This window comes from Alterotamlana spongicola (assembly GCF_035818475.1).
Classification (GTDB): Bacteria; Bacteroidota; Bacteroidia; order Flavobacteriales; family Flavobacteriaceae; genus Cognatitamlana.
Map to the genome: position 1 here is coordinate 1992212 of NZ_JAYMGV010000001.1, position 23051 is coordinate 2015262.

General features: G+C 35.0%; 20 protein-coding genes. 15 read left to right on the forward strand and 5 right to left on the reverse strand.

What is annotated here, in order from left to right:
- The first annotated feature begins 114 nt into the window (after positions 1-114).
- Positions 115-2262, forward strand: a complete 2148-nt coding sequence (locus VOI54_RS08560) for a carboxy terminal-processing peptidase (RefSeq protein WP_326283145.1) — start codon at positions 115-117, stop codon at positions 2260-2262.
- A 12-nt stretch (positions 2263-2274) separates the two neighbouring features.
- Entirely contained in the window at positions 2275-3369 is a 1095-nt protein-coding gene (locus VOI54_RS08565) for an ABC transporter permease (RefSeq protein ID WP_326282317.1), read from the forward strand.
- Between the two features lie 5 nt (positions 3370-3374).
- Here VOI54_RS08565 and chrA read toward each other — a convergent pair whose 3' ends face one another.
- From chrA to VOI54_RS08590, 5 genes are all read right to left on the reverse strand, one after another.
- The gene (gene chrA, locus VOI54_RS08570; RefSeq protein WP_326282318.1) at positions 3375-4505 is read right to left on the reverse strand and encodes a chromate efflux transporter; all 1131 of its coding nucleotides are present in this window, start codon (positions 4503-4505) and stop codon (positions 3375-3377) included.
- Between the two features lie 30 nt (positions 4506-4535).
- Complete coding sequence (locus VOI54_RS08575) at positions 4536-4967, reverse strand: DoxX family protein (protein WP_326282319.1); 432 nt, start codon at positions 4965-4967, stop codon at positions 4536-4538.
- 6 nt (positions 4968-4973) lie between these two features.
- Entirely contained in the window at positions 4974-5450 is a 477-nt protein-coding gene (locus VOI54_RS08580) for a hypothetical protein (RefSeq protein ID WP_326282320.1), read from the reverse strand.
- 171 nt (positions 5451-5621) lie between these two features.
- The gene (gene yihA / locus VOI54_RS08585; protein WP_326282321.1) at positions 5622-6233 is read right to left on the reverse strand and encodes a ribosome biogenesis GTP-binding protein YihA/YsxC; all 612 of its coding nucleotides are present in this window, start codon (positions 6231-6233) and stop codon (positions 5622-5624) included.
- A gap of 47 nt (positions 6234-6280) precedes the next feature.
- Positions 6281-7045 carry an alpha/beta fold hydrolase gene (locus VOI54_RS08590; protein ID WP_326282322.1) on the reverse strand — a complete coding sequence of 255 codons (765 nt, stop codon included), beginning with the start codon at positions 7043-7045 and terminating at the stop codon, positions 6281-6283.
- Positions 7046-7368: 323 nt separating this feature from the next.
- Here VOI54_RS08590 and mraZ point away from each other — a divergent pair, with 323 nt between their 5' ends.
- From mraZ to ftsZ, 13 genes are all read left to right on the forward strand, one after another.
- On the forward strand, positions 7369-7839 hold the full coding sequence (mraZ, locus tag VOI54_RS08595; protein ID WP_326282324.1) for a division/cell wall cluster transcriptional repressor MraZ: 471 nt from the start codon (positions 7369-7371) through the stop codon (positions 7837-7839).
- Complete coding sequence (gene rsmH, locus VOI54_RS08600; RefSeq protein WP_326282325.1) at positions 7814-8722, forward strand: 16S rRNA (cytosine(1402)-N(4))-methyltransferase RsmH; 909 nt, start codon at positions 7814-7816, stop codon at positions 8720-8722. The genes mraZ and rsmH overlap by 26 nt, the downstream gene beginning before the upstream one ends.
- Entirely contained in the window at positions 8723-9040 is a 318-nt protein-coding gene (locus tag VOI54_RS08605; protein WP_326282326.1) for an FtsL-like putative cell division protein, read from the forward strand.
- 63 nt (positions 9041-9103) lie between these two features.
- Complete coding sequence (locus VOI54_RS08610; protein WP_326283146.1) at positions 9104-11065, forward strand: PASTA domain-containing penicillin-binding protein; 1962 nt, start codon at positions 9104-9106, stop codon at positions 11063-11065.
- Entirely contained in the window at positions 11062-12525 is a 1464-nt protein-coding gene (locus tag VOI54_RS08615; protein WP_326282327.1) for a UDP-N-acetylmuramoyl-L-alanyl-D-glutamate--2,6-diaminopimelate ligase, read from the forward strand. Before VOI54_RS08610 ends, VOI54_RS08615 begins: the two co-directional genes overlap by 4 nt.
- Positions 12526-12571: 46 nt before the next feature.
- A complete protein-coding gene (gene mraY, locus VOI54_RS08620; protein ID WP_326282328.1) occupies positions 12572-13813 on the forward strand; it encodes a phospho-N-acetylmuramoyl-pentapeptide-transferase in 1242 nt (413 codons plus the stop codon).
- A gap of 42 nt (positions 13814-13855) precedes the next feature.
- On the forward strand, positions 13856-15193 hold the full coding sequence (gene murD / locus VOI54_RS08625) for a UDP-N-acetylmuramoyl-L-alanine--D-glutamate ligase (protein ID WP_326282329.1): 1338 nt from the start codon (positions 13856-13858) through the stop codon (positions 15191-15193).
- Positions 15194-15201: 8 nt separating this feature from the next.
- On the forward strand, positions 15202-16395 hold the full coding sequence (locus tag VOI54_RS08630; RefSeq protein WP_326282330.1) for an FtsW/RodA/SpoVE family cell cycle protein: 1194 nt from the start codon (positions 15202-15204) through the stop codon (positions 16393-16395).
- Entirely contained in the window at positions 16395-17495 is a 1101-nt protein-coding gene (gene murG / locus VOI54_RS08635; protein WP_326282331.1) for an undecaprenyldiphospho-muramoylpentapeptide beta-N-acetylglucosaminyltransferase, read from the forward strand. The genes VOI54_RS08630 and murG overlap by 1 nt, the downstream gene beginning before the upstream one ends.
- Positions 17492-18844 carry a UDP-N-acetylmuramate--L-alanine ligase gene (murC, locus tag VOI54_RS08640; RefSeq protein ID WP_326282332.1) on the forward strand — a complete coding sequence of 451 codons (1353 nt, stop codon included), beginning with the start codon at positions 17492-17494 and terminating at the stop codon, positions 18842-18844. Before murG ends, murC begins: the two co-directional genes overlap by 4 nt.
- 16 nt (positions 18845-18860) lie before the next feature.
- Positions 18861-19553: a cell division protein FtsQ/DivIB gene (locus VOI54_RS08645; protein WP_326282333.1), complete on the forward strand. Its 693-nt coding sequence runs from the start codon at positions 18861-18863 to the stop codon at positions 19551-19553.
- A 3-nt stretch (positions 19554-19556) separates the two neighbouring features.
- On the forward strand, positions 19557-20867 hold the full coding sequence (gene ftsA / locus VOI54_RS08650) for a cell division protein FtsA (RefSeq protein ID WP_326282334.1): 1311 nt from the start codon (positions 19557-19559) through the stop codon (positions 20865-20867).
- 121 nt (positions 20868-20988) lie between these two features.
- Positions 20989-22962 (forward strand): cell division protein FtsZ, encoded by a 1974-nt coding sequence (ftsZ, locus tag VOI54_RS08655; RefSeq protein WP_326282335.1) that lies wholly within the window; start codon positions 20989-20991, stop codon positions 22960-22962.
- The last annotated feature ends 89 nt before the right edge of the window (positions 22963-23051 follow it).

A 23051-nucleotide genomic window follows, 5' to 3' on the forward strand; every position in this document is an offset into this window, starting at 1 on the left:
TTAACAAAAAATTAGTAGCGATTCCCTGTGTTGGCACGGTTTTTTCTTTATTTTAGTGAAAAATAAATTGTGTTTTCTTTCAAGAAATCAAATAATTAATAGATGAAGAATATTATGAAAAGGAATTATAAGATTTTGTCGCTTTTGCTTTTATTGGCATTTGCTTCGTGTAGTTTTACTTCTAAAAAATTTAGCAACCCGGATAAAGACAAACTGTTAGTGCAAATAATTACGTTTGTTTTAGAACAGGGGCACTTTGATCCTATTGCTATGGATGACACCTTCTCTGAAGGTTTATTTGATAATTACATTGGGGTTGTTGATCCGGTAAAACGCTATTTTTATCAATCGGATTATAAGGACTTTGAAAAATACAAATTGTTAATTGACGATCAACTTAAATCAACAGATATTACATTCTTTAATGTAGTAAATGAGCGTTTGTTAAAGCGTATAGCAGAGGCTAAAGAAATTTATAAAGAAGTATTATCTACGCCTTTTGACTATACTATTGACGAGACTTTTGAAACTGATTATGATAAAATTGATTTTGTGAAAAGCAAAAAACAAATGAAGGATCGCTGGAGAAAGCAACTTAAATTTTCTACCATTTCAAATTATGATGATTTATATAAGCAGGAAAAACAAGCAAAAGAAAAGGATCCGGCATATGTTATGAAATCAGAAGCTGAAATGGAAAAAGAGGCTCGAGAAGCCACTTTAAACTCTATTAATGTTTTCTTTAATGATAATATTGATGATTTAAAACGAGAAGATTGGTTTGCCGTTTATGTAAATACCATTGTTGAAAAGTATGATCCGCATACGTATTATTTAGCACCTAAAAATAAGGAAGATTTTGATCAGCGTATGTCTGGAAAGCTGGAAGGTATAGGAGCCAGACTTCAAAAGCGTATGGATTATATTAAAATTGTAGAATTGATTTCTGGAGGTCCAGCCTGGAGAAGCAAAGAGCTTGAAGTTGAGGATGTTATTTTGAAAGTAAAGCAGGAAGATGAAGAGTTTCCTGTAAATATTGTTGGTATGCGAATCAATGATGCTATCAAATACATAAAAGGGCCTAAAGGAACCCAAGTCACGTTAACAATTAAAAAAGTTGATGGTACTATTAAAGATGTGGTTATTACCAGGGATGTTGTAGAGTTAGTTGAAACTTATGCAAAGTCTTCCATAGTTGGAAAAGAAGACAAGAAGTTTGGGGTTATTAATTTACCGGCATTCTATGTTGATTTTCAGGATTATAAAAATGTAAATGCAGCTAAAGATGTTAAAAAAGAAATAGATTATTTAAAGGCGGAGGGTATAGAAGGCTTGGTGCTGGATCTGCGTAATAATGGAGGAGGATCGCTTCCTACGGTGGTAGATATGGCAGGCTTATTTATAAAGGACGGGCCTATAGTACAAGTGCGTTCAACCGGAGAAGCTAAAGAAGTTTTGAGAGATAGAGACAAATCTATAGCATGGGATGGTCCTTTGGTGATTCTGGTGAATGAAATATCAGCTTCTGCATCAGAGATTATGGCAGCAGCAATGCAAGATTATAAACGAGCCATAGTGATAGGTAGCAAGCAGACCTATGGAAAGGGAACTGTTCAAAATGTGATTAATTTGAACAATATGCTTAGAAATAACACTAGCGGAGATTTAGGAGCTTTAGCTTTAACAACGCAAAAATATTATAGAATAAATGGAGGTTCGGTACAGCTTGAAGGTGTAAAAAGTGATGTAGAGGTGCCTGGGCGTTTTAGCTATATAGATGTGGGCGAAAAAGATAAAAGTAATCCATTGCCATGGGATGAAATAGATGCGGCAGACTATACGCCTTGGGAGAGTTATTTTGATTATGAAATGACTATAGCAAAGAGTAAAGAGCGTATGAGTAATAATGATCAACTAAAATTGATTGATGAAAATGCCAAATGGGTGAAAAGTAAAATTGATGAAACAACATTTTCTTTGAACTATGAGAAATACAAAGCTCAAATAGAATTGAATGAAGAAGAATCTAAACGTTTTGAAGCGATTTCTGACTATCAAACAAACTTAACGTTTGAATCTACCAGTTTTGAGAAATCACTGTTTAATCAAGATACTACAGATTTAAAGGAAAAGCGAGAACGTTGGCATCAAAGCTTGAGTCAGGATGTTTATATTGAAGAGGCTTTGAATGTATTAGAGGATTTAAAAACAGCTTACCCGATAAAAAAAGTAGCATCAAATACTGTAAAAGTGAAAAAATAAAGGAGGTTATTTATGACTCATAAATCAAACTCACTAAAACAATTAGCGCTCCAAAAGTTTAGAAAAAACTTTTGGGGCGTTTTTAGTTTTTGTTTTATTGCTTTAGTTGGTTTGGTTTCTGTGTTTGCATATTTAATTGCACCTGATAACTCACAGCATGCAAACCAGATGCATTTATCAATTCATTCAAAAAAACCTGGATTTAAAGTAACTATGCTCACACTGCCATCTGAAATACAAATGGAGCAGGGTGCTATTCATAAAATATTTTTTGGAAAGAAAGTTGCCGATACAGAAATCCCCATTTCAGATTACAAAATTAAGGAACATGTTTTGGTGTATACAGAATATGTTTCAGACGGTATAAAAGGTGCTAAAAAAAAAATAGAGTTATCTGTGTTCTCTGAAAGTTTGGTAGAGGGTTTTATAAAAGAAAAGACATTTTTGTTCGGAACAGATAAGTATGGACGTGATTTGCTAAGTCGGATTTTGGTTGGAGCAAGGATATCTTTTTTTATCGGTTTTGTAGCTGTGTTTATTTCTCTGTTAATAGGGGTTTTAATGGGGAGTTTGGCTGGTTATTTTGGAGGTAAGGTTGATGCGGCTATTATGTGGATGATTAATGTGACATGGTCTATACCAACATTATTATTGGTAATAGCAATTACGCTAGCTTTGGGAAAAGGTTTTTGGCAGGTGTTTATAGCGGTAGGACTGACTATGTGGGTAGAGGTGGCCAGGATAGTGAGAGGACAAATAATCAGCGTTAAAGAAATGCAGTATGTTACAGCGGCAAGAGCTTTAGGGTATACAGATTTTAGGATCATAACCAAACATATTCTACCTAATATAATGGCGCCGGTGATTGTGATTTCTGCAGCTAATTTTGCTGCGGCTATTTTAATTGAAAGTGGACTAAGCTTTTTGGGAATAGGTGCACAACCGCCTATGGCTAGCTGGGGGGCAATGATAAAAGATCATTATAATTATATTATTCTTGGAAAACCTTATTTAGCAATTATTCCAGGGCTTTGTATTATGAGTTTGGTTATGGCTTTTATGCTTATAGGTAATGCACTTAGAGATGCTTTAGATGTTAAAAGTTAGTTGTTTTAGGGTATCATAAATAACAAATACCCAAGCAAACCACCGCCTATAATTATCCAGAAAGAACTTACTTGCCTGAGCTTAAAGGCAACAAAAGTGCTAATTCCCATCAAAACCAGAGCGCGCCAGTCAAAAGCCAATTCATAACCTAATTTTAATGATATGGCAATCATAATACCAACTGCACCAGCATTTACAGCATCCAGGAATTTTGAGAGCATTTTTGATTTCCTTAACCAGGGGATGAGTTTAACTAACAAACCCACTAAAAAGAAGGATGGTAAAAACATACCAAGTGAAGCCCATAGTGCGCCAGAGATACCATTTAATTGATAGCCAACAAAAGTAGCTGTAGTTAATACGGGGCCTGGTGTAAATTGTCCCATGGCAATGGCATCTAAAAGCTGTTGTTTAGTAAGCCATCCCAAATTTTCTACAAGTTCAGCGTCAATGTAGGCTATGAGTACATAGCCACTACCAAATAAAACCAGAGCTATTTTTAAAAAAGAAATAAAAATAGAACTATTACTAGCAGCAATTCCAATTGGTTTTATTAGTAATAATATTGGAGCAAAAATAGAGGTGTGGTTCTTATTGCTTAATATGTTTAGCCAGATCATTCCTATTATGCCGCTGACAAGGATTAAAATAAATTCATCTATTCCTAATAGTGATAATACAGCAATGCAAATACCAAGAGCAATCAAATGCCACGACTTAAATGCTTTTTTGCCAAGTTTAAATGATGCATCAAAGATAATTCCTATAACAGCTGGCTTAATACCGTAGAAAAAAGGAGCTATGGCAGGAACTTCTCCGTACTCAGTATAGATGATGGCCAGAGCCAGGGTAAAGAAAACTGCCGGAGTAATAAATGAAAGTCCTCCTATGAATAAGCCTGCCCATCCGGCTCTTACATGGCCACAATGCATAGTCATTTGAGTTGAATTGGGGCCTGGAACCAAATTTGTAGCTCCTACCATGTCTAAAAAGTGCTGACGGGTCATCCACTTTCTCTTGGTGACAACTTCTTTTTCCATCATTGAAATATGTGCAGCTGGTCCCCCAAATGCAATACATCCTAATTTGAAAAACAGAAAAAAGACTTCTTTGATTTTATTTAATTTAACTGCCATAACTGTTAATAGGTTTTGCAGATGGTATTTTTAATAATTAGTTCTATTTAAAAAATTATCAAGAGACCAGTTTCCGCTTCCTTTTATAATTAAAAACAAACTGCCTAAAAACATAGCCCAGTCCGTTCTACTATCGTGCAGCATCACCCAAAACCCATCATTGATCAAAATTTCTGATTTTGTAGTGGCTATAGCTACTAACATAATGGTAAGTGTTGAAATACTGGCCAGGCGTGTTAGTAGTCCAATTAATATAAGTGCCCCACAAATAACCTCAAATGCGCCAACAAATGTCCCGAGAAATTCTGGTGACGGCAGTCCTATTTTTTCAAATCTTCCCGCGCCACGAATAGCAGGGAAAAGAAATTTTTGAATACCTTCCGAAAGGAAAACAATACCTACCATTAAACGGATAATGATAGTGGTTTTTGAATGATCTGAGTTAACTATTTTCTGAAACATAATTATTTATTTACGAATTGGTGATTGTCTATAAAGAGGTTTCCTTACTGTAAAGTATGGGACTTTTTCCATGGCATGACAACTGATACAGCTACTGCTAAGCATTTGAAAATTTTTATTAAAAACTACGGTGTCTTGTTCTTTTAACGCTTCTTCCATTTCAGGAAGCGCTACATTTAAAAAGTGTTCTGCTGATTTTGCACGTTTTGGCCTTCGGTCTAAACCATTTTCAATGGCCTTTCGAATTTTTTCAACTTGATAATTAGCATATTCCCAATTTTCATCTTGTCCGGCCCAATAGAGTTCTTGGTAACGGTATCCTGTTTCTATCATTGCCAGATCAAACCCCCGAAACTGATTTTCAATAGTTTCTAATTTTTCTTGATTTGTACCTTGTATCCAGTTTCCCTGCGCATTTTTATTATACTTGTCTTTGCAGGATACGAGTAAAAACAAACACAGTATATATATTGACCATTTCATACATTTTATTACTTTTAATTATACGGTGTAAAAATATACAATAATGATGTCTTAAAATGGTCTATTTGAAAAAGCTATAGTCCTTAAATGAATGCCACTCTAGACTTAATAAAAGAGCTGCCTTGTAGAATGGGAAAATAAAGATTGAGTAATTATTTAGTGTAAATGAAGTTATTTTGAACCCGACTCCATATTATTGTTAAGCTGGTCAATGTAGTTTAAAACGCTTTCTTTACCAATGCTTTTAGATGATGAAGTAATATAATAATTGGGCATATCTTCCCATGATTCTAAAAGGATAGTTTTGTAGTCTTCAATGTGGCTTTCAATAGCTTTTGGTTTTAACTTGTCAGCTTTGGTGAAAATTATTGAAAAGGGTATTTGATTTTCCCCTAGCCATTGCATAAAATCTAGATCAATAGGCTGTGGATTGTGTCTAATATCAACTAAAACAAAAGCAGTAACAAGTTGTTCGCGTTGACTAAAGTATTGGGTGATGAATTTTTGGAATACTTTTTTTGAGCTTTTTGAGACACGAGCATACCCGTATCCCGGTAGGTCTACCAAATGCCAGTTTTTATTAATCAAAAAATGATTGATAAGTTGTGTCTTTCCAGGTTTTCCAGAGGTTTTGGCAAGGCTTTTTCGGTTAGTCAACATGTTTATTAATGAAGATTTACCAACATTACTTCTACCAATAAAAGCATATTCAGGGAGTCTGCTTTTAGGGCATTTTGCCACATCAGAATTACTCATTACAAACTCAGCAGATTTTATTTTCATGATTTAATAATCTGTATTTATGAGAAAATAGGCCAAAAAGCTTTTATTTAAAAATCCCTTTTTTGAAGCCAGGTATCCATAATGGTATTAAATTCATCAGGGTGCTCCATCATTGCGGCATGACCACATTTATCTATCCAGTACAAATCTGAATCGGGTAACAGGTCATTAAACTCTTCAGCAACATCAGGAGGTGTTACAGTATCATTCTTTCCCCAAATAATACAAGTTGGTATATTCATATTGGGTAAATCTTTAGCCATATTATGTCTAATGGCACTTTTAGCAATGGCTAAGGTTTTTATAAGTTTATTGCGGTCATTTACAGTTTCATACACTTCATCAACAATCTCTTTGGTAGCTACAGCGGGATCATAAAAAACATCTTCGGCTTTCTTTTTTATAACTTCATAATCACTGCGTTTGGTATAACCACCACCCATGGCACTTTCATAAAGTCCGGAACTTCCTGTAATTATCAATGCTTTGACAGATTCCGGGAACATTTTTGTATGATATAAACCAATGTGGCCACCAAGTGAATTTCCAAGTAAAATAACTTCTTTGTAACCTTTAAACTCTATGAAATCATGTAGGTATTTTGCAAAACTCTTTACATTAGTTTTAAGCAAAGACATGGAGTAAATAGGAAGTTCTGGGATAAGTATTTTGTAGCCCTTGATACTAAAAAAATCTGTTACAGAATCAAAGTTACTTAAGCCGCCCATTAGGCCATGTAACACAATTATTGGGGTGCCTTCTCCTGCTTCAATGTAACTGTATTTACTTTCTTTTTTTAAACTATGCGCCATTAATAAGTTAGTCGATCAATAAAAACAAATATAGTTATTTCATTGATATTTCCATCATAATAATGCTTTTCAAAAAAAAATCTTATTCCAACAAAAATTATCTCGAAATTTTTAAAAAGCAAGATGTTAACAATTTGAAATTTTTAAAAATCCAAAGCCTTAATATAATGAGAGATAGCGTGATTGTTGTCTTTGTTCTTTTTTAAATCGAACATAAAACTACTTTGGTCGAAAATTTATTAACAAAGTGGTATTAAGTGGTAAAATGTGGTAAATTTTTCAATATATTTGAAATTTAAACGTATACTTTTTAACTAACCGCATTGGATTTAATAACAGGGACATACGATTGTAAAGTTGATGCAAAAGGCAGATTAATGATGCCTGTTGCTATCAAAAAACAACTTTCGGCAGTATTGCAGGAGGGGTTTGTTGTACGTCGTTCTGTTTTTCAAAAGTGTTTAGAGTTGTATCCCATGGGGGAATGGAAGGTGCTTATGCAAAAAATGAATAAGCTTAATAAGTTTAAAAAGAAGAACAACGATTTTATTAGAAGGTTTACTGCGGGGGCTAAAATAGTTGAGGTTGATGCAAACGGTCGTTTGTTGGTGCCTAAAGATTTGACTGTTTTTGCAAATATTTCAAAGAATATAGTTGTGGCTTCGGCTATTAATATTATTGAAATTTGGGATAAAGATTTATATGAACAGGCTATAGATGATGCAACGGTTGATTTTGCTGATTTAGCAGAAGAGGTAATGGGACAAGATGATGATGACTATGGAATATCATAATTCAGTGCTTTTAAAGGAGACGGTAGACGGTTTGAATATTAAGCCGGATGGAGTGTATGTTGATGTGACTTTTGGTGGAGGAGGTCATAGTAAGGAGATTTTAAGACGCCTTGGGAATGAAGGGAAGCTTTTCGCTTTTGATCAGGATGCAGATGCGCTAAATAATACTATTGACGACAGCCGATTTACGCTTATTCATGAGAATTTTAGGTATATAAAGCGTTTTTTGAGATTTCACGGTGTGAAAAAAGTAGATGGGGTTTTGGCTGATTTTGGAGTGTCATCTCATCAATTTGATGTAGCGGAACGCGGATTTTCTACAAGATTTGATGCGGATTTGGATATGCGTATGAATCAGCAAAATGATTTGTCTGCATTTCACGTTATAAATGAATATGAGGAGGAGCAATTAAAACAGGTGCTTTTGCAGTATGGAGAGTTGAGAGCGGCACCGGCAATGGCACGATTGATAGTTGAACAGAGAGATGTAAACCCAATAGTTACTAGTGAGCAGCTAAAAACGGTGTTGAAAAAATTTTTGCCACCTAGGCATGCTAATAAAGTGCTGGCTCAGATTTATCAGGCTATTAGAATAGAGGTGAATCAGGAGATTGAGGTTTTGAAAGAATTTTTGCTGCAAACACCGGAACTTTTGGATGATGGGGGGCGTTTAAGTTTTATTTCCTATCACTCTCTTGAAGATAGGTTGGTAAAACGATTTATTAGAAATGGTATGTTTGAAGGGGAGCCTGAGCGTGATATGTATGGGAATTTTGAAGTACCGTTAAAAAAAGTTAATGGGTTAATAGTGCCAACGGCAGAAGAAATTAAAATAAACAACAGGGCAAGAAGTGCAAAACTTAGAATAGCAGAAAAAGTATAAGTGAAGAAAAAAATCTATAACATATTAAAAGGGACTTTTTTAGTCAGTGAAGATTCGTTTAGAAACTGGCGATTTATATTGTTTGTTTCTGGTCTTGCCTTGATAATGATTGCAAGTTCGCATAGCGCTGATAAAAAAGTGTATCAGATAGCGCGAATGAAAAATGAGGTTAAAGAAATGCGATCTAATTTTTTTGATGGTCGTTCCAGATTGATGAAACTTAAAATGGAATCGCATGTTATTAAAGTCATGAAAGAGAAAGGATTGTCGCTTTCTGATAATCCGCCAAATAAGATTATAGTCAAAACTCAAAATTAAAGTTCAATCTTGGCAGTAAACGAAAAGAACATATTGAACCGTTTGTATTTTATAGCAGGATGTATGTTCATCTTCGGCCTTGCTGTGGTATTTAAATTGTTGAGTATTCAGTTTTTGCAAGGGGACAAATACAGGGCTTTGGCTACTGAACGTGTTGTTAAAGATGTTGTAATACCGGCAAACAGAGGTAATGTGTATTCTGTTAATGGTAATTTGTTGGCAACATCAATTCCTAAGTATGATATTAGATTTGATGCTGTAACGCCATCAGTAAAAACTTTTGAAAAGTACATAAAACCTTTTTGTGATTCACTTTCAAAGTATTCCGGAAAATCTTCAAATAAGTTAGAAAAGCAGTTGCGAAGAGCAAGGGCGAATAAAAACAGGTATTATTTATTGGCTAGAAATATTGGTTATTCTGATTATATAAGGTTGAGGAATTTTCCATTGTTAAAACTTGGAGCATTTAAAGGAGGGTTGATTGTTGAGCAAACAACAAAGCGTGAGCATCCTATGGGTGGGATAGCACAACGTACTATTGGTTATGAGCGTATTGATGAAAAAGGAAATATAACAAGGCCTGGTATTGATGGTGCTTTTGGTGTGAAATATCTGCGAGGTGTTGATGGGCATCGTAAAAAACAAAAGATAGGTAAAGGGCAGTGGAAACCTTTGAGTGATGCTAATGAAGTTGAGCCTAAAGATGGTTATGATGTGTATACTACTATTGATGTGAATATCCAGGATATAGCACACCATGCGCTTTTAGAGCAATTAGAAAAATATAAGGCAGATCATGGTTGTGTAGTGGTAATGGAAACCAAAACAGGGGAGATTCGCGCTATTTCCAATTTGGGAAGAAATAAAAACGGACATTATTATGAGCGTTTGAATTATGCGGTAGGAGAAAGTCATGAGTCCGGTTCAACCTTCAAGCTTATGGCACTGGCAGCAGCTTTTGAAGATAAAGTGGTTGATACCAGTGATGTTGTTGATACAGAAAAAGGAATTATAAGCTTTTATGGAAAAAAGGTTAGAGATTCAAAACATGGTGGTTATGGTAAGATAACCGTTGCAAAGGCATTTGAGGTGTCCTCTAATACCGGAATTGTAAAAGTTATTGATAAGGCCTATAGAAAACAGCCTGAAAAGTTTGTAGATAGGTTGTATGATATGAATCTTGATAATGACTTAAATCTTCCGATAATTGGAGAGCCAAAGCCTATTATTCCTGATCCAAGAATTAAAAATGGCCGTTGGAGTGGTATAGCACTTCAGTGGATGGCTTATGGTTATGGAGTGTCTTTTACACCATTACAAACATTGACATTTTATAATGCTGTTGCAAATGATGGTGTCATGGTAAAACCTCGGTTTTTAAAAGAAGTTAAAGAGTTTGATAGAGTGATTGAACCTTTTGAAAGAGAGGTGGTAAATAAGCAAATCTGCTCAAAAGAAACCATTTCTAAGTTGCAGGCATTGCTTAAGAGTGTTGTAGAGAAAGATCATGGTACAGGAAATAGATTGTATTCTAAAAACTTTTCTATGGCAGGCAAAACAGGAACTTGTCAAAAGGATTATAGAAATAAGGAAAAGCTAAATTATATCTCCTCATTTGCCGGGTACTTTCCTGCTGATGATCCTGAGTATTCTTGTATTGTAGTGATTCATGAACCAGAAAAAGGAATAGGCTATTATGGAGCAGACGTGTCAGGTCCGGTATTTAAGAGAGTAGCCCAAAAAATTTACATAGATACGCCTCTAATAGATAAATTGGAATCTCTTGAGGTGAAAGTTGGAGTTGTAGATGAGGCTTATGAAAAGTTTTATAAAACAGCACAAACCTACAAAACTATTATGCCAAATTTAGTAGGTATGCCGGCAATGGATGCTGTGGTATTATTAGAGAATATGCAGGTGGATGTTAAGGTTAGGCTTGATGGAAGCGGAGTTGTTAAAGCGCAATCAGTGAGTAAAAATACAAAGCTAAGGCCTAATCAAACAGTAATTTTAAGAGCATCATGAAAGCGTTAAAAGATATATTGTATAAGGTTACTATAAATGCTGTGGTTGGCACTACCGGTGTAAGTATTAGTGCTATTAATTTTGATTCCAGAAAGATAGATGATGGCCATTTATTTGTGGCTATCCGTGGCTTGGTTGCTGATGGGCATGATTTTATTGGAAAAGCAATTAAAAATGGCGCAGTAGGGGTTGTTTGTGAAAAGTTACCTGAAAATTTAATAGATGGAGTAACTTATGTGGAAGTAGATAATTCTAATAAAGCCCTAGCGATTATTGCATCTAATTTTCATGAGAACCCGTCAGAAAACTTAAGACTTGTTGGAGTTACAGGTACTAATGGGAAAACAACAGTAGCTAGCTTGTTGTATCAGTTGTTTAAAAAGGCAGGCTATAAAGTAGGTTTACTGTCTACCGTAAAAATTATGATCGATGAAACTGAATATGCGGCAACGCATACTACACCGGATTCATTAACAATAAACGAGTGTTTAAGCAAAATGAATATTGCAGGTGTTGAGTTCTGTTTTATGGAGGTAAGCTCGCATGGGATTCATCAATACAGAACTGAAGGCTTGCGTTTTGAAGGAGGTATTTTTACTAACCTGTCTCATGACCATCTGGATTATCATAAAACTTTTGCAGAGTATAGAGATGTGAAGAAAAGGTTCTTTGATGGGCTTTCTGGTAAATCATTTGCACTTTCAAATGTAGATGATAAGAATGGGTTGGTGATGCTTCAAAACACAAAGGCCAGAAAATATACATATGCTCTAAAACAATATGCGGACTATAAATCTCAAATTCTGGAAAATCAATTTGGAGGTTTATTGCTTAAGGTAAATGATAGTGAAGTGTGGACAAAGCTTGTGGGGAACTTTAATGCATATAACATATTAGCTATTTATGCTACGGCAGAGCTGTTAGGTCTTGAAAAGGTTGAGATTTTAAGGTTAATAAGTGATCTGGAAAGTGTGAGTGGACGTTTTCAGTATATCATTTCTGATGAAAAGATTACAGCCATTGTAGATTATGCGCACACTCCTGATGCGTTAAAAAATGTGTTGGGAACCATCAACAGTATAAGAACAAAGAACGAAGAACTTATTACAGTAGTAGGTTGTGGGGGAGACAGAGATAAAACTAAAAGGCCTAAAATGGGGCATATTGCCACGGCCTTAAGTACAAAAGTAATTTTTACGAGCGATAATCCCAGAAGTGAAAATCCGGGAGAGATTTTAAAAGACATTGAAAGTGGGGTTGAACCACAGAACTTTAAAAAAGCACTAACCATAGAAGACCGAAAGCAAGCTATTAAAGCAGCATGTCAAATGGCTCAACCCAACGATATTATTTTAATTGCTGGTAAAGGGCATGAAACCTATCAGGAAGTTAAAGGGCAGCGCTATGATTTTGATGATTTTAAAATAGTACAGGAGTTTTTAAAACAATTACAAAAATAATAATGTCATTCTTAAAGCAGTTGGCAAATATAAATTAGAGAATTAAATGTTATACTATCTATTTGAATATATAGAAACACAATTTCACTTTCCGGGGGCTAGGCTTTTTGGTTATATAACTTTTAGGGCTGCTTTTGCAATGATTTTATCGCTTTTGATTTCAACTATTTATGGAAAACGAATTATTCGTTTTTTATTAAAGCAACAAGTGGGAGAGACTATAAGGGACTTAGGGCTTGAAGGGCAAAAAGAAAAAGCGGGAACGCCAACTATGGGAGGTCTCATTATTATTCTGGCAACTTTAATTCCAGTATTGCTATTAGCAAAACTAGAAAATATTTATATCATCTTGTTGATAGTGACAACACTTTGGATGGGAACTATTGGTTTTATTGATGATTATATTAAAAAGTTTAAAAATGACAAAGAAGGGCTAAAAGGGCGTTTTAAAGTTTTAGGGCAAATTGGCTTAGGAATAATTGTTGGGGCAACGTTGTTCTTTCATCAGGATGTAACCATGAAGGAAAAGCTTCCGCAGGAAGAACGACAGGCTTTGGTGGCTGAAAATCCAAATATATCGCCTTCAAAACTATTTCAGGATGAAATTAAATCAACTAAAACTACCATTCCTTTTGTAAAGGGAAATGAATTTGATTACGCTAAACTTATAACATGGATAAGTCCTGGCCTTGAAAAATATGCCTGGGTTATTTTTATTCTTGCATCTATTTTTATTATAACAGCTGTGTCTAACGGCGCTAATTTAACCGACGGGATAGATGGATTGGCAGCAGGGTCGTCGGCAATTATTGTGCTTACATTGGGGATTTTTGCCTGGGTGTCAGGTAATATTGTTTTTTCGGAATATCTGAATATCATGTATATCCCCAGAGTAGAAGAGATCACAATTTATATTGCAGCTTTTGTCGGGGCACTTATAGGTTTTCTTTGGTATAATACATTTCCAGCTCAGGTATTTATGGGGGATACAGGAAGTTTGACCATTGGAGGGATTATAGCTGTAATAGCCATTGCAGTTAGAAAAGAGTGGCTAATACCATTATTGTGCGGCATATTTTTAGCAGAGAACTTATCGGTTGTTATGCAGGTGAGTTGGTTTAAATACACCAAAAAAAAGTACGGAGAAGGAAGGCGTATTTTCAAAATGTCACCATTACATCATCATTATCAGAAATTAGGGTATCATGAAAGTAAGATTGTTACAAGATTTTGGATTATAGGCATTTTACTGGCTATAGTGTCTATTGTAACATTGAAAATTAGATAAAAGGTATTATGCTGAGCGTAGTCGAAGCGTATCAATATAGAAATGACAAAACAAAGATTGGTCATATTGGGAGGAGGAGAAAGTGGTGTGGGAACAGCGCTTTTGGCAAGGGAAAAAGGATATGATGTATTTGTTTCAGATAAAGGAAAAATAAAAGAAAAATATAAACAAGTTCTTATACATAATGAGATTGAATGGGAAGATCAAACCCATACGGAATCTAAAATCCTGAATGCAGATATTGTTATGAAAAGCCCGGGTATTCCTGATAAGGTGGCTTTAATAAGCCAAATTAAAACGAAAGGAATAACGGTGGTTTCTGAAATAGAATTTGCTTCAAAATTTACTGAAGCAACTATTATTGGAATAACAGGAAGTAATGGTAAAACAACTACTGCAAGTTTAACACATCATGTACTAAAACAGGAATTGAGTGTTGGATTGGCAGGAAATATAGGAGATAGTTTTGCTAAACAGGTTTTAGAGGAAGGGTTTGGGAATTACGTTTTAGAGATCAGTAGTTTTCAATTGGATGATATTATTGACTTTAAACCAAAAATAGCGGTGATTACCAATATTACACCAGATCATTTGGATAGGTATGATTACAAATTTGAGAAGTATATCAATTCAAAGTTTAGAATTGCAATGAATCAAACAAAAGAAGACTATTTGATTTATGATGCAGATGATGATGTAATAGTTGATCATTTGAAAAATAATCCGGTTCAATCCACATTATTGCCATTTTCATTGGAGAGACCAATAGAAAATGGCGCGTATTTAGATAAAAATAATATTAGACTAACAATAAATAATAATCAAATCATTATGCCTACAACAAAATTAGCATTAGAAGGGAAGCACAATATTAAAAATGCAATGGCAGCTTCTACTGTGGCGCATTTGCTAAAAATAAGAAAGCAAACCATTAGAGAGAGTTTGGAGAATTTTCAAGGCGTAGAACACCGTTTAGAGCAGGTGTTAAAAATAAACAAGGTACAGTATATAAATGACTCTAAGGCCACAAATGTTAATGCCACATACTATGCTTTGGAAAGCATGGATACACCAACGGTTTGGATTGTTGGTGGCGTAGATAAGGGGAATAATTATGAAGAGTTATTCTCGTTTGTTAATGAAAAAGTGAAAGCCATAATTTGTCTAGGTGTTGATAATGATAAATTGATGAACACTTTTGGAAATATGGTAGACGTTATTATTGAGACACAGTTTATGAATGAAGCTGTGAAAATAGCATACAAGTTGGCAGAACCTGGTGATAATGTTTTGCTTTCACCGGCATGTGCAAGCTTTGATTTGTTTGAGAATTATGAAGACCGCGGACGTCAATTTAAAGAAGCTGTGAGAAATTTATAAATATAGTTGTGCAAACAGTATTTAAAAACATAAAAGGAGATAAACTAATTTGGGCCATAGTTACGCTATTGGCTATACTGTCGTTTCTACCGGTTTATAGTGCTGCGAGTAACCTGGCATACAAAGGAGGAGGAAGCAGTACATTTACTTTTTTTGTTAAACATTTTGTGCACTTAACATTGGGGTTTGCTATCATGTATGGTGTGCATAAAATCCCTTATAGATATTTTAAAGGGCTTTCGTTGGTGATGGTGCCGGTGGTGCTTGTACTATTAGGGTTAACTATGTTACAAGGAACAACTATTGAAGGAGCCAATGCCAGTAGATGGATTCAAATTCCTTTTGTTGGGATGTCCTTTCAAACTTCCACACTGGCAGCTGTAGTGTTATTTGTATATGTGGCCAGATATATGTCAAAAATAAAGGATGAGGTCATATCGTTTAAGGATTCTATTTTGCCGCTATGGTTACCTGTTTTTTTGGTTTTGATACTTATTTTACCTGCAAATTTTTCAACTACAGCTATTGTATTTTTAATGGTGATTATGCTGGTGTTTTTAGGAGGATATCCAATCAGGTATTTAGCAGTTATTATCGGTTCAGGGATTGCGGTATTAGCGTTATTTGTTTTAGTGGCTAAAGCATTTCCCGAAGCAATGCCTAACAGGGTTGATACCTGGATGGGTAGAATAGAGAGTTTTACTAATCCGGAGGATACAGAAGCTGACTACCAAATTGAAAAGGCTAAAATAGCTATTGCTACAGGAGGTATACAAGGAGTGGGGCCGGGAAAAAGCTTGCAGAAAAACTTTTTACCGCAATCGTCATCAGACTTCATATTCGCTATTATTATTGAGGAATATGGGCTAGTTGGAGGATTTGTAATAATGACGTTGTATTTATGGCTATTATTTAGAATTGTTATCGTAGCTCAGAAGTCAGATACGATTTTTGGAAAGCTTTTAGTGTTGGGAGTTGGGTTACCTATAGTATTTCAGGCTTTAATAAACATGGCTGTAGCAGTTGAATTATTTCCTGTTACAGGGCAAACATTACCGCTAATAAGTAGCGGTGGAACCTCTATTTGGATGACTTGCCTTGCCATTGGAATCATATTAAGTGTAAGTGCAAAACGAGAAGAAATCAAAGAACAGGAAATAAACGAAGAAAACCCATTAGAAATCCTATCAGAAACTATTTGATGAGTAATTATAAAATCATATTATCAGGAGGAGGAACAGGAGGTCATATCTACCCTGCAATAGCTATTGCAAATGAGTTAAAATCTCGTTATCCGGATGCTGAATTTTTGTTTGTGGGGGCAAAAGATAGAATGGAGATGGAAAAGGTGCCACAAGCAGGGTATGAGATAAAAGGGCTTTGGATTTCCGGAATTCAACGCAAATTAACATTAAAGAATTTATCATTTCCTTTTAAAGTAATTAGTAGCCTTTGGAAAGCTCGTAAGATTATTAAGTCCTTTAAGCCAGATGTGGCTATTGGTACTGGCGGTTTTGCGAGCGGGCCATTGTTATATATGGCTGCTTCAAATAATATAGAAACATTAATTCAGGAACAAAACTCTTACCCTGGTATTACAAATAAACTATTAGCAAAAAAAGCAAAGAAAATATGTGTGGCGTATGATGGTTTGGAGCGTTTTTTTCCTGAAGATAAAATTATTAAAACAGGTAATCCGGTTAGGCAGGGGTTGTTAAATGTAGATACAAAAACAGTTGAAGCGAAAGATTTTTTTGATCTAAAGCATGGCAAATATACGTTGCTAATTATTGGAGGGAGTTTAGGGTCAAGGCGAATTAATGAGCTTATTGAAAAAGAGCTGGATTTTTTTGATACACAGAATATTCAAATTATTTGGCAGTGCGGTAAGCTGTACTATCAGCAGTATAAAATTTATAATAATACTAATAACGTACAGGTTTATGAGTTTTTGAATAATATGGATTTTGCTTATGCAGCTGCAGATATAGTAATTTCAAGAGCAGGGGCAAGTTCGGTTTCTGAGCTTTGTATTGTTGGTAAGCCGGTTATTTTTATTCCATCACCTAATGTGGCAGAAGACCATCAGACTAAAAACGCCATGGCAATTGTAAACAATGATGCGGCTATGATAATTAAAGAAGAGGATCTGGATGCAGATTTTGAAAACAAGTTCTCTCAACTTGTGGCATCATCGGAAAGACAGAAAGAATTAGGAGAAAATATTAAAAAGTTAGCATTGGTAGATGCTACCAATGAAATTGTAGATGAGGTTGAAAAACTTCTTAAAGAAAGCAAATGAACTTAGAGCATATAAATAACGTTTATTTTATAGGTATAGGAGGTATAGGTATGAGTGCCTTGGCACGTTATTTTAAAGCAAAGGGTAAGACGGTTTCCGGTTATGATAAAACCAGTACAGAAATAACCGATAGTTTAATAGAATTAGGTGTTGAGGTTCATTTTGACGATGCAGTTAAAAATATAACATCAGCCTTTTTAGATGCAGAAAAAACACTTGTAGTTTATACTCCGGCAGTTCCTGAAAACCATGTAGAGCTAAATTATTTTAAAGATAATGACTACCGGGTATATAAAAGATCGGAAGTATTAGGTGTGATTACTGAAAATACATTTTGTTTAGCGGTAGCCGGAACACATGGTAAAACTACAACAACCAGTATTTTAGGGCATTTAATGAATGTTTGTAATGTGCCGTTAACTGCATTCCTTGGGGGTATTAGCGAAAATTATGAGTCCAATTTAATTTTAAATGGTACAGAGGTTTCAGTTGTAGAAGCTGATGAGTTTGATCGTTCATTTTTAACACTGTCTCCAGACCTAGCTTGTGTAACATCAATGGATGCTGATCATCTAGATATTTATGGTGATTCATCTTCATTAAAAAAATCATTTGAAGAATTTTCCAATAGGTTGAAACCTAATGGAAGGTTATTTGTTAGAAATGGGCTGCCTTTAAAAGGGATAACCTATGGATTAGAAGATAATTCGGATTATTCAATTCAAAATATAAAAATAGAAAATGGTACTTATGTTTTTGATGTCAAAACACCAAAAACAGTACTTGAACAATTACAATTTAACCTACCTGGTAGACATAATCTGTCTAATGCGTTAATAGCCTTGGCGATGGCTGTGGAATATGGTTGCCCTCACCGGCAGCTCGCCAAAGCTTTAGCATCTTATAAAGGGGTTAAGCGTAGGTTTAGTTATCAAATAAAAACCGATGATTTAGTTTTTATTGATGATTATGCGCACCATCCTGAAGAAATTAATGCCGTACATCAGGCCGTTAGAGAAATGTATCCTGATAAAAAAGTATTGGCCATTTTTCAGCCGCATTTATTTAGTAGAACAAGAGATTTTATAGATGATTTTGCAAAAAGTTTGTCACAGTTTGATGAGTTAATTTTATTGGATATATACCCGGCAAGAGAGCTGCCAATTGAAGGAGTAACCTCAGAATGGTTATTAGGGAAAGTCAATAACAATAATAAGCAGTTGGTGGGTAAAGAGAATCTATTGCGAGAGATAAGTAGAAGTGATGCCCAGGTTATTTTGACTATTGGGGCCGGAGATATTGGGGAAGAGGTTAAACGTATTAAAAAAGAATTGAGTATTGCGAGTTAATTGGAGCTATATAAAAATGATTGTACTGTTTGGTCTAACGGTTTTTTTCTATGCATTTGCAACGCATAGAAATGATGATAGGTTAATATCAAAGCCAAATATTGAATTTATTGGAGAAAACAATCTTTTTATTACTAACGAAACTGTTAGTAAATTGTTAATACAAAATTACAAGGGGGTTAAAAACGTGCCCAAAGAAACTTTAGATTTGAATGAATTAGAAAATGCCCTCAAATCTAATCCGATGATAAAAACTGCAGAAGTGTATGTTGCTGTAAATGGTATACTTAACGCCCAAATAGAGCAAAAGACACCAATTGCAAGAGTAAGTACAAATGCATCTTATTACATAGATGACGAAGGTGCGTTTATGCCATTGTCAAAAAACTATTCTGCCAGAGTACCCTTAGTTACTGGATATATTGAAAAAAATAATTTAAAAAGCGTCTATAAAGTTGCTATTAAAGTTAAGAATGATGAATTCCTGAGAAAGCATGTTATTGAAATTCATCAGGATATTAATAGTAAACTGAGCTTAAGATTGAGAAAAGATAAGTTTTTAGTGCAGTTAGGGGATACTAAATTTTTAAATAAAAAAATAAATAACCTTAAAGCGTTTTATAAGAAAAACTTAAAAGATAAGACTCTGAGTAGTTATAGTAAAGTGAATTTACAGTTTGAAAACCAAGTAATATGTACCAAAATTTAAGCTATGGAGCATAATTTAGCAGTAGGGTTAGATATAGGAACCACAAAGATTGTGGCAATGATTGGTCGTAAAAATGAATACGGCAAAGTTGAGATTTTAGGTATAGGTAAATCTAAAAGCTTGGGTGTACATCGCGGAGTAGTAAATAATATTACGCAAACTATTCAATCAATTCAACAAGCTGTATTGGAGGCTGAAACTGCTGCAGATATAAAGATAGAGGATGTTACGGTAGGTATTGCAGGTCAGCATATACGCAGTTTACAGCATAGTGATTATATAACCAGAACTAATTCAGAAACCGTTATTGATGATGATGATATTGACAGGTTGATCAATCAGGTACACAAGTTAGTTATGCTTCCGGGAGAAGAGATTATACATGTGCTACCTCAAGAGTATAAAGTTGATGGGCAAGCAGAAATAAAAGAACCCATAGGAATGTATGGAGGGCGCCTGGAAGCTAATTTTCATGTTGTAGTTGGCCAGGTATCTTCTATCAGAAATATAGGGCGTTGTGTGCAAAGCGCAGGTTTGAATTTAGAAGGGATTACCTTAGAGCCTTTGGCCTCTGCAAATGCCGTTTTAAGCCAAGAGGAAAAGGAAGCGGGAGTAGCTTTGATAGATATAGGAGGAGGAACAACAGATCTAGCCATTTTTAGAGATGGTATTATTAGACATACAGCCGTAATTCCGTTTGGCGGTAATGTCATAACAGAAGATATTAAGGAAGGTTGCTCTATCATTGAGAAACAGGCAGAGTTATTAAAAATTAAATTTGGTTCGGCTTGGCCCGGAGAAAATAAGGATAATGAAATAGTGTCAATTCCTGGCTTAAGAGGAAGAGAACCTAAAGAAATAACCTTAAAAAACTTGTCTAAAATTATTCATGCCCGTGTAGTTGAAATTGTTGAACAAGTATATGTTGAGATAAAAAACTACGGGCACGAAGAGCAAAAAAAGAAATTGATTGCAGGTATAGTGTTAACGGGTGGTGGTAGCCAGCTAAAGCATTTAAAGCAATTGGTGGAATATATAACAGGAATGGATACCAGAATAGGGTACCCCAATGAACACTTAGCCGGAGATAGTGATGATGATATTACAAGCCCTCTGTTTGCAACTGCAGTAGGTTTGGTATTAGATGGATTAAAACGCCAGGAAAGAAAGAAGGTTGAACAGCAAGAGTCTGTTGTTAATGACGCCGAAACAACATCAGTAGAAGACCTTAAAGAGGAGCCTGTTAAGGAAAGACGTTCGTTTCTTGACAAATTAACCGAGCGCGTTAAAGATTTTTTAGATAACGCAGAATAATAGTGGACGAAAAAATTGTGTAGCAGACAATTTTAGAGAGATTATCGGATGATAATAGAAGGATAATTATTGAATTAAAAATATAAAGAAAATACAAACAAACCCTAGTAAAACTGAATTTATGAGCAGCAAAAAAGAATTCGAAAGCATCTCATTTGATTTACCCAAAAACCAGTCAAATGTTATTAAAGTTATTGGTGTTGGCGGAGGCGGTAGCAATGCCATTAACCACATGTTCCAGCAAGGTATTAAAGGTGTAGATTTTTATATCTGTAATACTGATGCACAAGCGCTTCAAAATAGCGGTGTTCCTAACAAGATCCAGTTAGGTGTTAATTTAACCGAAGGCTTAGGAGCGGGAGCCAATCCGGATATAGGAGAGCAATCTGCTGTTGAAAGCTTTGATGAAATAGCACAAATGCTTGATACAAATACTAAAATGGTATTTATTACTGCCGGAATGGGTGGCGGTACAGGTACCGGGGCTGCTCCAATTATTGCTAAAATGGCTAAAGATTTAGACATTTTAACAGTAGGTATTGTAACTATGCCATTTCAGTTTGAAGGCAGAATGCGTATTGAGCAATCCCAAAAAGGGATTGAAAAATTAAGGGATGTTGTAGATTCATTAATTGTTATAAACAATAACAAGCTTAGGGAGGTTTACGGAAATCTAGGGTTTAAGGCTGGGTTCTCAAAAGCTGATGAAGTGTTATCTACCGCTGCTCGTGGTATAGCCGAAGTTATTACACATCATTACACGCAAAATATTGATTTACGTGATGCTAAAACGGTTCTTAGTAACAGTGGTACAGCCATTATGGGGTCTGCATTGGCATCAGGACAAAACCGTGCGCAAGAGGCCATTCGTAAGGCTTTAGATTCGCCATTATTGAATGATAATAAAATTACCGGTGCTAAAAATGTATTGCTGCTAATAGTTTCCGGTGCTCAGGAAATTACAATAGATGAAATTGGAGAAATCAATGACCATATTCAAAATGAAGCAGGTCATGGTGCAAATATTATAATGGGTGTTGGTGAAGATGAGGCTTTAGAAGAATCTATTGCAGTTACCATCATAGCTACTGGATTTAATGTAGAACAACAAGATGAGATTTCTAATACGGAAACAAAAAAAGTGATACATTCATTAGGGGAGGAGCAAGAATTGGACGCCCAGGAAAAAGAACCGGTTATTATTGCTCCAATAATTGAATTGGAGGAGAAAAAAGAACCGCCGGTAGTACGTCATACATTAGATTTAGAAGAAGATGAAAGCCCGGTTATCGATCAAAAAACATCAAAGAAGCAGAAAAACATCGATTTAATTCCAACTTCTGAAATTATTAAAAATATTGATGTGGTTTATGATGAAGTGAGTGCTAACATGGAAGAAGATGAAGATTTTATTATCAAGCCCGTTACAAGAATGACAGTAGATGTTGATGATAACACTAAGGATATTGAGGTGATATCAGACTATATTGAAGAAGAGCAGCAAATTACACTAACTTTTGATATGCCGCTTACACCAAATACTGAAGATGTAGAACCTAAAAAAGAAGAGGTTGTATCATATGATTTAAATGAGGATGATTTAAAAGATATTCCGGTAAAGGACTATGTAGAGCTTATTACGGTAACTGAGACCAATGAAGAAGGAGATATTCGTTATGCGCTTGATGATTATACAGAAGTAGAATCTTCTATGAACCAAACCCAAAAAAGCTCAAATGAAATTTTAGAAGAAATTGATCAGGATGTTGTGTTTGAAAGAAAAGTGATAAATGAACCCGTTTCTGAGGAAGAAGAGATACAGGAGGTAGATCCTATAAATACGCCAATTTCAGAATTGCTTAAAGAACGTGCAGAAGAACGCAGACGTAAAATGAAGGATTTCAATTATAAATTCAACAGTTCTAAAATTGATGACATAGAAAAAGTTCCGGCTTATAAACGTCAGGGCGTAGATTTAAATGAAGTAAAACATTCATCCGAAACAGATATATCAAGAACCAGTGTAGGGTTGGATGAAAATGATGATATTCAACTGAGAAGCAATAATTCATTTTTACACGATAACGTGGATTAATAAATTACTGACTTACTTTGTTGTGAACCCGAAAAGTTTCCCTCAGCTTTTCGGGTTTTTTATTTATAAAAAAATGCATATCCCTTATA